Origin of the sequence: Cytobacillus kochii, from assembly GCF_044790165.1 — a bacterium.
Lineage (GTDB): Bacteria > Bacillota > Bacilli > Bacillales > Cytobacillaceae > Cytobacillus > Cytobacillus kochii.
Genome location: NZ_CP085254.1, coordinates 2,301,554 through 2,313,833, shown reverse-complemented (window position 1 = coordinate 2,313,833; position 12,280 = coordinate 2,301,554). Strand labels below are relative to the sequence as shown.

12 protein-coding genes are annotated in these 12,280 nt (G+C 35.1%); 8 read left to right on the top strand and 4 right to left on the bottom strand.

The annotated features are described in order from the left end of the window. Positions 1-58: 58 nt before the first annotated feature. From ilvD to LG276_RS11970, 7 genes are all read left to right on the top strand, one after another. Positions 59-1,732 carry a dihydroxy-acid dehydratase gene (gene ilvD, locus LG276_RS12000; RefSeq protein ID WP_251161627.1) on the top strand — a complete coding sequence of 558 codons (1,674 nt, stop codon included), beginning with the start codon at positions 59-61 and terminating at the stop codon, positions 1,730-1,732. Between the two features lie 602 nt (positions 1,733-2,334). Then, positions 2,335-2,490 carry a hypothetical protein gene (locus tag LG276_RS11995; RefSeq protein ID WP_251161626.1) on the top strand — a complete coding sequence of 52 codons (156 nt, stop codon included), beginning with the start codon at positions 2,335-2,337 and terminating at the stop codon, positions 2,488-2,490. Between the two features lie 338 nt (positions 2,491-2,828). Then, positions 2,829-2,954: a hypothetical protein gene (locus LG276_RS11990; RefSeq protein ID WP_281203241.1), complete on the top strand. Its 126-nt coding sequence runs from the start codon at positions 2,829-2,831 to the stop codon at positions 2,952-2,954. Positions 2,955-3,276: 322 nt separating this feature from the next. Then, positions 3,277-3,456 carry a DUF6440 family protein gene (locus LG276_RS11985; protein WP_095373273.1) on the top strand — a complete coding sequence of 60 codons (180 nt, stop codon included), beginning with the start codon at positions 3,277-3,279 and terminating at the stop codon, positions 3,454-3,456. Positions 3,457-3,675: 219 nt separating this feature from the next. Continuing rightward, positions 3,676-4,185: a GNAT family N-acetyltransferase gene (locus LG276_RS11980; RefSeq protein ID WP_373370904.1), complete on the top strand. Its 510-nt coding sequence runs from the start codon at positions 3,676-3,678 to the stop codon at positions 4,183-4,185. A gap of 214 nt (positions 4,186-4,399) precedes the next feature. After that, positions 4,400-4,720 (top strand): PadR family transcriptional regulator, encoded by a 321-nt coding sequence (locus LG276_RS11975; RefSeq protein WP_251161624.1) that lies wholly within the window; start codon positions 4,400-4,402, stop codon positions 4,718-4,720. Beyond that, positions 4,713-5,432 carry a DUF2812 domain-containing protein gene (locus LG276_RS11970; protein ID WP_251161623.1) on the top strand — a complete coding sequence of 240 codons (720 nt, stop codon included), beginning with the start codon at positions 4,713-4,715 and terminating at the stop codon, positions 5,430-5,432. Before LG276_RS11975 ends, LG276_RS11970 begins: the two co-directional genes overlap by 8 nt. 96 nt (positions 5,433-5,528) lie before the next feature. Here LG276_RS11970 and LG276_RS11965 read toward each other — a convergent pair whose 3' ends face one another. Further along, complete coding sequence (locus tag LG276_RS11965) at positions 5,529-6,713, bottom strand: NupC/NupG family nucleoside CNT transporter (protein ID WP_224936456.1); 1,185 nt, start codon at positions 6,711-6,713, stop codon at positions 5,529-5,531. A 239-nt stretch (positions 6,714-6,952) separates the two neighbouring features. On the opposite strand from LG276_RS11965, the gene LG276_RS11960 reads away from it, so the two are divergent. Further along, the gene (locus LG276_RS11960) at positions 6,953-8,644 is read left to right on the top strand and encodes a methyl-accepting chemotaxis protein (RefSeq protein WP_224936455.1); all 1,692 of its coding nucleotides are present in this window, start codon (positions 6,953-6,955) and stop codon (positions 8,642-8,644) included. 143 nt (positions 8,645-8,787) lie between these two features. Here LG276_RS11960 and LG276_RS11955 read toward each other — a convergent pair whose 3' ends face one another. The 3 genes from LG276_RS11955 to LG276_RS11945 all read right to left on the bottom strand — a co-directional run bounded on the left by LG276_RS11955 (position 8,788) and on the right by LG276_RS11945 (position 12,276). Beyond that, on the bottom strand, positions 8,788-9,888 hold the full coding sequence (locus LG276_RS11955; RefSeq protein WP_224936454.1) for a tyrosine-type recombinase/integrase: 1,101 nt from the start codon (positions 9,886-9,888) through the stop codon (positions 8,788-8,790). 655 nt (positions 9,889-10,543) lie between these two features. Then, on the bottom strand, positions 10,544-11,035 hold the full coding sequence (locus LG276_RS11950) for a 3-isopropylmalate dehydratase small subunit (protein ID WP_251161622.1): 492 nt from the start codon (positions 11,033-11,035) through the stop codon (positions 10,544-10,546). Further along, complete coding sequence (locus LG276_RS11945) at positions 11,032-12,276, bottom strand: 3-isopropylmalate dehydratase large subunit (RefSeq protein WP_251161621.1); 1,245 nt, start codon at positions 12,274-12,276, stop codon at positions 11,032-11,034. The genes LG276_RS11950 and LG276_RS11945 overlap by 4 nt, the downstream gene beginning before the upstream one ends. Positions 12,277-12,280 lie beyond the last annotated feature (4 nt).

Genomic DNA, 12,280 nt, shown 5'->3' with positions numbered 1-12,280 from the left:
GTTTTACAATACATTATACAAATAATCAAAATAATGAAAATTGAAGGTGTGGTTGTAAATGAGAAGAAGCGATACGATTAAACTTGGAGTAGATAGAGCTCCTCACCGTAGTCTTTTATATGCGACAGGAAAAGTAAAAGCAAAAGATTTAGAGAAACCATTTATTGGTGTATGTAATTCATATATTGATATTATTCCTGGACATGTTCATTTACGAGAATTTGCAGATGTGGTTAAAGAAGCAATCATTGAAGCAGGTGGCATTCCCTTTGAATTTAATACAATCGGTGTTGATGATGGAATAGCCATGGGGCATATTGGTATGCGTTATTCCTTACCTAGCAGAGAGCTAATTGCTGATAGTGCGGAAACCGTTATTAATGCCCACTGGTTTGATGGCGTCTTTTATATTCCAAACTGTGACAAGATCACTCCTGGTATGTTAATGGCAGCCGCGCGTACAAATGTCCCTTCCGTCTTTGTTTCAGGTGGGCCGATGGAAGCAGGAACGAGTGCAAGCGGAAAACAACTTTCATTAACATCTGTTTTCGAAGGAGTAGGGGCTTTTAAGTCAGGAAAAATGACAGAAGAAGAGTTCAATGATATTGAAAATAATGCGTGTCCAACATGTGGGTCTTGTTCAGGGATGTTTACAGCTAATTCAATGAACTGCTTAATGGAAATGCTAGGTGTCGCTCTTCCCGGTAACGGATCGATTGTCGCAACAAGTGCGAAACGAAAAGAGTTAATCTATGAAGCTGCTAAACATTTAGTTCGCATGATTGAAGAAGATGTGAAACCACGTGACATCATTACGAAAGAAGCCATTGATGATGCCTTTGCTTTAGATATGGCGATGGGTGGTTCGACTAATACAGTGCTTCACACTTTGGCAATCGCAAATGAAGCTGGTATTGATTATAATCTTGAAGATATTAATAAAATCGCTACCCGTGTTCCATATTTAGCAAAAATTATGCCAGCGTCAGATTATTCAATGGATGATATTAATAAAGCTGGGGGCATTAGTGCAATCATTAATGAATTAACGAAAATTCCAAATGCCATTCATCCAGAGAGAATAACGATTACAGGTAAAACAATGGGTGAGTTGGTAAGTGGACATGACATTACTAATGAACAGGTTATACGTCCTAAAGATAATCCCTATAGCCCAGTTGGTGGCCTTTCCATCTTATATGGAAATATCGCCCCTGAAGGTGCTGTCATCAAAGTCGGCGCAGTGGACCCAACGATTCAAGAGTTCGAAGGAGAAGCAATTGTTTTTGAGTCACAAGAAGAAGCACAACAAGCAATCGATAATGGAGCTGTAAGAGAAGGTCATGTTGTTGTCATCAGGTATGAGGGACCTAAAGGTGGTCCAGGAATGCCGGAAATGCTAGCACCAACTTCAGCCATTATGGGTCGAGGATTAGGTAGTTCAGTTGCTTTGCTAACAGACGGTCGTTTTTCCGGAGCATCACGCGGAATTTCCATTGGTCATATTTCTCCAGAAGCCGCTGAGCATGGTCCAATCGCACTTATTGAAAATGGAGATATCATTGTAATCGACTTACCTAACAGAACGATGAACGTAAAATTATCTGATGAAGAATTAGCTAACCGAAAAAAATCATTACAACCATTTGAACCAAAGATTAAAAATGGCTGGTTAGGAAGGTACTCCAAACTGGTAACAAATGCATCAAAAGGTGGCGTAATGAGCATTTAATTATAGTAAAGTAAAGAAACTTCATTTTAGGTAATGAGGTTTCTTACTTATTATTTTCAAGACTATTACTATAATTGATTTAGTAATGGACGAACAATGTAATTGGCGAGCCCAACATTTTAAAAATATTAAAAGCATAGGTTATAAAAAATGATACAACTTTCTCACATCTCTGAGATTGGAGATGAGACGTTGCAAAGTTATTTTTAATTGTTACGAAACAGTCGATAAGCCCTCCTTATTAACAAAATAGAACTAAGCATTACACGTAGCTTTTTAAAAATTACTTAACATGTTTATTCCGGGCTTATTTTCGTGTTCTTTGTAGGTAATATACGTTTTTTCTATACTTAAATAAATTTCCCCTTACTTTTCCAGATGTTTACTCATTTCTTCTTATTGAAAATTCAAAAACCTTAAGTTTGCCTAAAAAATCTCATCAGTACCCTCAAACTTGAGGGAATATGTTTGCCCGTTGTCTAAATATATATAACAATAAGTTTTAATTGAAATCATTTGATTGAACTGTATCTATAAAAGACAATATAAAGTTTTTTAAAGTCTGTTCTAAAAAGGTCGAACTCTTATATTAAGGAGGTATTATGGAAAAAGAGTATCTTGGTAAATGTAGTAGTTGTGGTGAGGGGATTTATTGTCATGGTGGATTTTTAGGTGGTGTTCTTGAAGATGATGGTAAAATGATTTGTTTTTCTTGCTTTGAGGAAGAAAACACTGGCTATCATTCAAAAAAACAATAGACCAATAATAAAATTCGATAACACGCTAGAAGTTATTTCATTTAAGCTAGAAAATAGGAACAAGATTTGAAAACGAAAGACCGACCGATCTCTACACCAATTAGATACTATTGAATAAAAGAACAAAGCCGATTCCTAAAAGCCACAAAGGAAGTCTACTGTTTTCATTCAGCTAGGAAGCGAACTTTAACAATTGATGACTATATATCATTATACATATGGAATTACTTGCCCCGTGATTTGATAAGAGGAGGTCTTGGGAGTGACTGGACTCTTTTTTTGAATAGAATTTTCTCGAAAGGTCCACAATACTCCTTAATAGAAGGGAGTGAAGCAGTTTGACGAAAGTACCTAATAACGGCAGTAAGAACCAAAGCTCACCGCAAGGAACTCAAAGCGCAATAAGTGGTGATAATAGTAAGGGGAATAAACGAAATAAAGATCAAAAAAGAAAACCAGAATAGGATCATTTTTGGCTTGTTAGCTTTCGAAGTTAACAAGCTTTTTTTTTTAGGTAATTTCTAGTTTCACTCAATACAGACGTTGATTGGTCTTTAACTGAATAGAATAACAATAATTTAGACTGCTATATCACTTTAAAGGAGTAACTCATTATTATTCAGAATTATTTATAAAAATTTTTGATTTAATCTCTAAAGTAAAAATGCTTTGAAATGTGCATTGTTCAGTAGGTGGTTTTATGGTAAAAATAAGTTAATGAAACTTATTTAGAGCTACATTACCTCAGAGGAACTTCATTAAAAAAGATGTAGGGAGCGTTGAGTGATGGATAATAAACGTTTTGAAACAATTTATTCTCAAGGGAAAATAGAAAATTTTAAGATTATTCGGGATAATGAAACCGGAGTGATGTATATGTTCCATTATGCAGGTCCGGTCAGTGGATTAACTGTTATGGTTGATCCAGATGGTAAACCTTTGATAGATAAGGACTTTAAGAAATAGTGTGTAATTTATTAACTGAAAATTCCGTCCTATTAAGTGGGTATGTGTACAAATAAACATGTGAATAAATAACCGGAATTTCAGTTGTTTCTCTTTGGAACAGTTAAGATACGATTATTTTTCCAAGGGGAGACTTTTCTTATTCGGTAGGTTGGTGGTTCAAACATATCTGCTTTTATGCGTGCGAGAGGTCACTCTATATCTTGAACAGGAGAGTTCATGTTGAAGGAAAATGATTTATATATAAGAAAAATGTCTAAAAATGACTATCTGTATATGAGGAAATGGTTAAGTACGAAAGAAGTATTGACATTCTACGGAGATGTTAATGAACCTTTTTCTCTAGAAATGGTGAAAAAGAAATACGGTCCTCGTATAGACGGCGAAATTAATGTCCCACCATTTATCGTAGAACTCAAAGATCAACCGATTGGATTTATGCAGTATTATCAGGTAGATAATGAATATTTTGGATTTGGGGACAATGAACTGATCTATGGAATCGATCAGTTCATCGGTGAACCAATGCTTTTCGGAAAAGGTATTGGAACAAGAATGGTGAAACTATTTGTTAAATACATTGCGCAAAGAACAGAAGCAAAGATGGTTATTTTAGATACTGCGACAAACAATCATCGTGCTATTGCTTGTTATGAAAAAGTTGGGTTTACGAAAGTGAGGAAAATGAATAAGGATAGTAATTGGTTGATGGTATATTCTTTGAAGTAGTGTGCAATGTATGGGTAAAAGAAATTAAAATTGCAAAGATATGTTCGTTGTTAATATTGACTAGAAAGCTTCTTTATGTTAAAGGAAGCTTTTTTTTTATAAAAAGTTATATCATTTTATGATATAACTATAGACACTTATATCATAAAATGATATATTATGAATATATCCATTTGTGATATATCAAAAAAGAATACATTAAGGATGATGTAAATTGAAATCAGAAGGGCAGATAACCGATTCTATGTTTTATATTATGACGGCACTAACCCGTCCAAGGCATGGATATGCAATTATGTCTTTGATCGAAGAGACTACACAGGGGAGAATAGCCATTGGACCAGCCTCGATGTATACGATTATAAAGAAGCTCTTAAAACAAGGATGGATTTATTTGCAGGACGGTTCGGATTCAAGAAGAAAAGTATATGAATTGACTAATCAAGGTAAAGTGGTATTAAAAGATGAAATGAATGTGAGAAAGCTAATGGTTCAATTAGCTGAAGAAGGATTGGGAGGAATGGACAATGAGTAAAACAAAGTATATGATGTCTGGTGGATTAGCATTTGCAGAAAGTAAAGATATGGAGAAATTGAGGCAGCAGTCTCTTAAAGGGTGGCATGTTAAAAAGCTAAGTTTCATGGGATATACATTGGTGAAAGGTGAGAAAAAAGAGTATGTATACAGCATTGATTACCGTACAGTAGAAGAAAATGAGGAAGAGGAATACTTAAGCTATTTTGAAGACGCAGGTTGGAACCACGTTTACTCAGAAGCAGGTATTCATTTATTTCGCGCCGATCCTGGTACTGAACCAATTTATTCAGATAAGGAAACACTTGCCCAAAAACATGAAGAATCTTTAAGTAACACGGCAAGGTGGGGAATAGGAGCATTAGTGTTGTTTGCAGTAAGTTCTTGGACGGGTACAATATTTACAACTGGAATGAAAGCAAATATACTCACAGTTGTATCAATAATATTAACGATCATAGCAGTACCAGCTGTTTGGACAGCAATGAAAATTCAATCAAATAAATGGAAAGTACAAGGGAAACAAAGAAGTGTATTTTTCATAAATACAATAATCCTATTATTTTTAGCTGCATTGACAATTTTTCTGTTATATGGAAGTGGCCCAAATGATGCAATTAAAACGCTCGCTTATATGCTTATAGGTGCTTTTGCACTACCTATACTCATCTGGTCCATTTTATCTTTTTATCATAAGCACTTAGGGCGGTAATCTTACATTTAATCAAAGTAAGTATAGGTTCAGTCGAACAAACTCATGATTTTAACACGAAAAAAAGGCATATATCGCTATGCCTTTTTTTCGTGTTTAACTAAATAAACCGACCATAATGGATGTTAAGGTAGATGCCATGGTTGCTGCTAATAGAATCTTCAAACCAAATTTAGCAACGACTGCCGCTTTTTCACCATTAATAGCTTGAATCGAACCACTAATAATACCAATTGAACTAAAGTTAGCGAAAGAAATCAAGAATGTTGAAATAATCGCAACTGTTTTCTCTGAAAGCTCTCCAATAAGTGGCTGGAATTGTAACATTGCAACAAATTCGTTTGTAGCAAGTTTTGTTCCCATAATGGATCCTGCTGTAATAATTTCATTTGATGGTATACCCATCAACCAGGCAATAGGAGCAAATATATAACCTAGTATTGTTGTTAGATCCATACCAAATATTCCATCAAACATGGCATTAAGTAAAGCCATTAACGCAATATAGGCAACAAGCATAGCTGCAACGATTAAAGCTACTTTACCGCCATCAAGTGCACCGTTAGAAATCGCTTCGAATAATGATTTTGACCCCGTTACGTCTTTTACATCAATTTCTTCTTTTTCGTTGTTTTTGATCGGAGCTATCATTGTCGCGATAATCAAGCCTGAAAGCGAATTCAAAATCATCGCTATTAATACATACTGAGGAGGAACCATTGTCATGTAAGAGCCCATAATACTAGCTGATACACTCCCCATTGCTGATGTACTAATAATAAATAGTTTGTTATCACTCATTTTTGCCAAATGTGATTTAATCGCCAACAATGCTTCACTTTGGCCAAAGAAAATGGAGTTAATACTATTGAATGTAACTACTGTTGATAAACCGGTAATTTTTGCTAAAAACCCACCAATGTACTTTATAGCTAGAGGTAAAACTCTAATATAAGTAAGAATGGATAATAATGCTGAAGTAAAAATAATGAGCATAAGTACATTCATAAAGAAGACTGTTTGTCCTTCTTGCACCAAGCCACCTAATACAAAATCAATACCTTCATAACCAAAATTTAAAACAGTTGTAACGCCATTAGAAATCCATTCAACTAACTTTAAACCAATGGTTGTTTGGAACATGAATAAAGTAATGATAATCTGTAAGACAACCATAATAGCAATCGCTTTATAGTTGATATTTTTTTTATCATTGGAAATAAGGTATGCTAAGCCGAGAACGAGAAAAAAACCTAAAATTCCTATTAAAATATTTACCATGATGTCTCCCCTTAAAAAATTTTCTCCAATAGTATTGATAATAAGGTAGTATGACATCTGATGTCAAATGAATATTAAAAAATGACAGAAATTGCATTATTCAATGTATTAAGAATGAGTGCACAACTTTTCATTCTCACTACTTTAGTAATGGGTATAAAGAATTAAAACAATTATAACTCATTATTTACATTCTCTTTATATTTCACCCTCATAATAAGAACAAGGGGGAGAGATATATGGAAAATGTTTTAGACGCCATCAAAGGGATTGTTGGAAAACTTTCTTTACAAGCAAGACTCTTGATTATTGTTATTACTATTCTGCTTTTTTCAGCAACGGTAGTGACAATGATTTCTATTAGTAAATCAAAAGAAACTATTATTGGCTTTATGGAACAAAGACTTGATAAGGAAACAAGTTATATTTATGAAATTGCCCAAAATTTATTACTCATATACATAGATGACGAGAATGAGTACACAACAAAACTGAATCAAGTGATCAGAAGACAAGAATCACAATTAGCCCAAGATGGATTCAGTGCATATTTCTTTTTGATTAATCAAAACGGAGCAGACCCTTTTTCTGTCAGTGAAAATCGACCAATTAACTTTCCTGATAACGTTGTTGAAACTATTACTCAACAACAAAATGGAATCATTGAGCGTGACATGAATGGGGAAACCTACACGATAGCATTTCGTAACATTCAAGAATTAAAGGGAATCTACACTATTGCTATACCTCAATCACAGTATCTACAAACATTAACAGAAATGAGCCAGTTTATTGGTGTAACAGTCCTTTTATGTTTGTTAGTAACTGGAGTGATTGTCATTCTTTTAGTAAGAAATTTGACCAACCCTATTTCAAAGTTAACAATAATGATGAGACAGGCTAGTAAAGGACAATTAATAAATGATATAAAAATGGAAAGTACAACACCTGAAATTGTCTCACTTATTAATAGTTATCAAACAATGATTGCTCATATGAGGAAGTTATTAACAAATATAATGGATGCTACAGACAATTTATCCCAATCAGGCAATAGTCTTGATCATATTTCTCATAAAGTAAAATTAGAAAATGAAGAATTATTAGTCGGTATTCAAGTGGTAAAACAGGGAGCAGAGCAAACTGCCATTAGTTCTGAAGAGAGTATTAAGAAGTTTCAATCTATGAAAGAAAAAACCAATAAATTATTTGATAGTATGGATAGTATGATGAAAAAAGCATATACAATGGAAGGTACAGCGGTAGATGGTGAAGAGAGTATAAGTAAAGTCATCGCCACATTTGAATCTTTTTCAACTTCATTTTCAAAAATGACTCACACTGTTGCCCAAATGAATAACTATTTTTCTTCTATTGAAAAGGTGACCTCAGTTATACAAGATATTTCAACTCAAACAAAGCTGCTAGCTTTAAATGCTTCCATAGAAGCAGCGCGGGCAGGGGAATCAGGGCGCGGTTTTGCGGTAGTGGCAACTGAAGTCGGTGCTTTGGCAGAAAAATCAGCACAAGCTGTTGAATTAGTCAAAGAAAATATTATTTCAATGAAAGACATCTCATCTAGAACACTCTTTGAATCTGAAGAAACAAATAACCATTTTTTACAATATAAAGAGATCATGAATAAGAATCGAACAGCATTCGATTTGTTAATGAAAGAAGTCCTTTCTGTTTGTAACATTATAGATGAATCAAAACGACAATTGGTTGGTTTACAGACTATTCTACCGCAAATGGAGGACAAAACAGAATACGCTTTAGCGATTTCGCAAGAGACTTTAGCAAAATCAGAGCAAATGGTGATGGATTCAAACCATTTAATGAAGGAAGTGGCACAAAGTCACGAAGAGGGTTTAAAGATTAGCTTACTTGCACGAAAATTAAAGGAATTAAATAAAGAGTATCAAATTTAAGTTTAGCCCAAATTTTTAAAAATAGACCATTGTCCTTGTCCACATTCCCTGCTTGTACATATAGTATAGTAATCCTTCTGAAAAACTGATTCACCTCAAACGGAGAAAAAGACAGCTCGCCCAGGCTGTCTTTTTCATTTGTATTATTGGAAAATATTTACTTTTTCAAGATGTTTGTATGCTTCCTCTTGATTAATTCGTTCTAAATAAACATTGGTCGTAGATATATCTGCGTGTCCTGCCCAATCTTTTACAACTGCTAATGGTACATCATTTTCTAACAACATCGTGACAAAAGTATGGCGGAACCAATGGGGAGAAATATCAGTTTGTTTTCCGGCCATCCGCACCGCTTCTTTCACAATTTTATAAAGTGCAGGATAAGTGAGTCTTTTCTGCTTTCCAGTTAAATCCCGTTTATTATACATAGAAAAAAAGAGAGGAGAGTTGTCTCCGCTTGAAAAACTTGTTGAAGCACCTATTGTTTCGCGATATTGCAACAGCACCTTTTTTGTTTCCTCACGAATAGGAATAGAACGGAATTTATTTCCCTTTCCAATCACATCTGCATATAAGGCACCACGACGATTTAAACGGAAACTACCCCAATTCAAACTGATAAGCTCACTCGCCCTTAATCCAGTTGTATACAATAAGTAACCGATTAACAAATTGCGTTGCTTTAATCCTTCACGATTTGTCTCCGCCTTCACGACTTTTGGGAAACAGGAAATAAGTTGTTCGGCGTCAAAAGCAGTCAGTTCTCTCATACCAACACCTGCAGATGTTTGATCACTAAAATGACCTTTTTTACTTGATGGTTTAGATACCCATGTTGAAAGATGCGCTTTATAAAATTGCGTTTCATAACCGAAGTCTAAGATTCTACGAAAAAATTCTAATTTTCTTATCGCTGACTTGGCTGCATAAGCCTCATTAATGTAACGATTATAAGCTTTCACTTCCGGGAAACCAATTTCCTTGAATGAAAGTTGATGTGTATTCATATAAGTAAGTAAGGTTTTCGCATCACTGCGATAAGCCTTCAGGGTATGAGGAGAAAATGTTTTATTGGTTGTAAAAATCTTTACAACGAAGAACATTTCCAAAAATTCTTGATCACTGGCTTTTTCCAAAATGAGATTGCGATGTTCATCAAGAAGATGACTCGAATGTAACTTAGTTTGTAAAGCTTGTAAGTATTGACTATCAGTCATTTTATGTAAAGGTATCATATCATTCATAGAAGAGAACTCCTTATTATTAACCATAATTTTATTATGTATAGTAAAGATAATGCGTAATTATCTTTACTTATATATTATCATAGAAATCTATGAAAATAAAATAATATTTTTCCAGTAATTAGGATGCTTGAGAATCGCCCTCAGACGAAATTATCTTTTTTTTAATAGGTATTTACTCATTCGTTTCTTATAAAATATATCTTGGTATAAAGGGATATTATTCAGATAAATGAAGGAATTAGATGTCAAAAATATTATTAGTAAAAATAATAAAATATTATAATTAATGAGATTTAGCAAAAAACAACTAGGGAGGGATGAATCAAAAAGAAGTGGCAATGTGATAGGTGCTAGGTATGGAAACGGAAGGCGTCGATTTTGCTTCTCAAAGGAGAGTTTTTTGTTCATTAATTGTACATATGTAAGCCAGGAAATAGTTGGCTATTTTCCCTAAGTTCAGTTTTAACATGTATTTTGATTATAAAAAAAACAATGTTTTGCAAAAATGCCCTACGATTCGAGCAAGTGTACCACTGGAAATCAAGAATCCCAGTGGTAAATGCAAGCTGCCTTATAGGCGAACAGAAGAAGGCATGATATATCGATGTCTTTCGTCTCTTTAATAATTGTCATAAAAAGCGCCAAAATGGGATCAAGAATAAGTTTTATGTTCCTTCAAATAAGGAACTAAACCACCTTCATTTAGTATCTTTACCATTACCTCAGGGATTTGTGTCCCCTCATATACTTCATTTTTTGATAAGTTTGTCACTTTTCCATTCTTTAAATCTACTTCTACTTCATCATTCATATTGATAGAGTGATCCTTCACTTCAATAACAGGCAAGCCAATGTTGATTGCGTTGCGGAAGAAAATGCGCGCAAAGGATTGCGCAACAACGGCAGAGATCCCTGCTTTTTTTAACGCAAGAGGGGCCTGTTCTCTTGATGAGCCACAGCCGAAGTTGCTTCCTCCCACGATGATGTCCCCTTGTTTTACTCTTGTGCGAAACTCAGGATCTAAATCTTCAAGGACATGATCGGCTAAGTCTTGTAGATTTAGTGTTTTAGTGTATTTTCCGGGTATAATCCGGTCAGTATCGATATTATCTCCATATACATGCGTTTGACCTTTAATAATCATGAAAATGCCTCCTTTAGTGTTGTAGGGTCAGTGATTTTTCCATTCAAGGCGGAGGCTGCAACAGTTGCTGGAGATGCTAAGTATACATTGGAGTGACGATTTCCCATTCTTCCTTGGAAGTTACGATTTGTCGCCGAAATAACGTTTTCTCCGTTCCCTGGTACCCCTTGGTGCGTCCCAACACATGGCCCGCAGCCTGAAGATATGAAGGAAGCACCTGCTGCAGTTAAGATCTCAACAGTCCCATCCTTTAGTGCATCTAGTAATACCTTTTGTGATGCGGGAGCAATGATTAGACGAACATCTGGATGAATTCGCCTCCCTTTTAAAATCTCTGCTGCCGCATGTAAATCTTGCAATCTGCCATTTGTGCAACTTCCGATAAAAGCCATTTGGATAGGTGTGTTAATAGCTTCAGCAATATCTCTTACATTGTCTGGAGAATGAGGGATGGCAATTTCAGGATTAATTTGGCTGACATTAAATAAAAACTCTTTTTCATACGCTGCATCTTCATCACCATATATATGATCAAAATCGTATGGAAGCTCCAATCCTGTAGTATCAACAAAACAAGCTTTAGCTCCCATTTCAATGGCCATATTGGAAAGAGTCATCCGGTCATCAAGTGAAAGTAATTCGACTGCAGGGCCTGTGAATTCGATTGCTTTATAGGTTGCACCTTCAATTCCTAGCTGACCGACGATGTATAAAATTAAGTCTTTAGCAGACACACCTCGTTGCAGCTTTCCATTCAAAGTGATTTTGAATGAAGCAGGTACTTTTAGCCAAGTTTGCCCTGTCAACATGACTCCTGCCAAATCGGTTGAACCTACACCTGTAGCAAAGGCACCCAATGCACCATAGGTACAAGTATGGGAGTCCGCTCCTAAAAACAATTGACCTGGCTTCACATGATGATTTTCTACCATCAGCTGATGGCATATGCCTTCACCGATATCGTAAAGCTTTATATTCTGAGCTTTCGCAAATTCTCTCATGAATGTATGAAGATTAGCGATTTTTTCGTTAGGCGCTGGTGCAGCATGGTCAATTATAAGGAAAACCTTTTTTGCATCCCATACCTTCCATCCACCCATATCCTGAAAGGCCTTAATTGTAAGAGGTGCAGTGGTGTCGGTAGCCATCACACCATCGACATTGACAATTGCAATTTCATTTTGCTTAACTTGTTTATTTGCATGTGTTGATACAATTTTTTCAATAATGGTTTGTCCCATAATG

Coding starts and splice junctions, on each gene's coding strand:
- ilvD (WP_251161627.1), top strand. CDS start 59: ATGAGAAGAAGCGATACGATTAAACTTGGAGTAGATAGAGCTCCTCAC.
- LG276_RS11995 (WP_251161626.1), top strand. CDS start 2,335: ATGGAAAAAGAGTATCTTGGTAAATGTAGTAGTTGTGGTGAGGGGATT.
- LG276_RS11985 (WP_095373273.1), top strand. CDS start 3,277: ATGGATAATAAACGTTTTGAAACAATTTATTCTCAAGGGAAAATAGAA.
- LG276_RS11980 (WP_373370904.1), top strand. CDS start 3,676: ATGTTGAAGGAAAATGATTTATATATAAGAAAAATGTCTAAAAATGAC.
- LG276_RS11970 (WP_251161623.1), top strand. CDS start 4,713: ATGAGTAAAACAAAGTATATGATGTCTGGTGGATTAGCATTTGCAGAA.
- LG276_RS11965 (WP_224936456.1), bottom strand. CDS start 6,713: ATGGTAAATATTTTAATAGGAATTTTAGGTTTTTTTCTCGTTCTCGGC.
- LG276_RS11960 (WP_224936455.1), top strand. CDS start 6,953: ATGGAAAATGTTTTAGACGCCATCAAAGGGATTGTTGGAAAACTTTCT.
- LG276_RS11955 (WP_224936454.1), bottom strand. CDS start 9,888: ATGAATGATATGATACCTTTACATAAAATGACTGATAGTCAATACTTA.
- LG276_RS11950 (WP_251161622.1), bottom strand. CDS start 11,035: ATGATTATTAAAGGTCAAACGCATGTATATGGAGATAATATCGATACT.
- LG276_RS11945 (WP_251161621.1), bottom strand. CDS start 12,276: ATGGGACAAACCATTATTGAAAAAATTGTATCAACACATGCAAATAAA.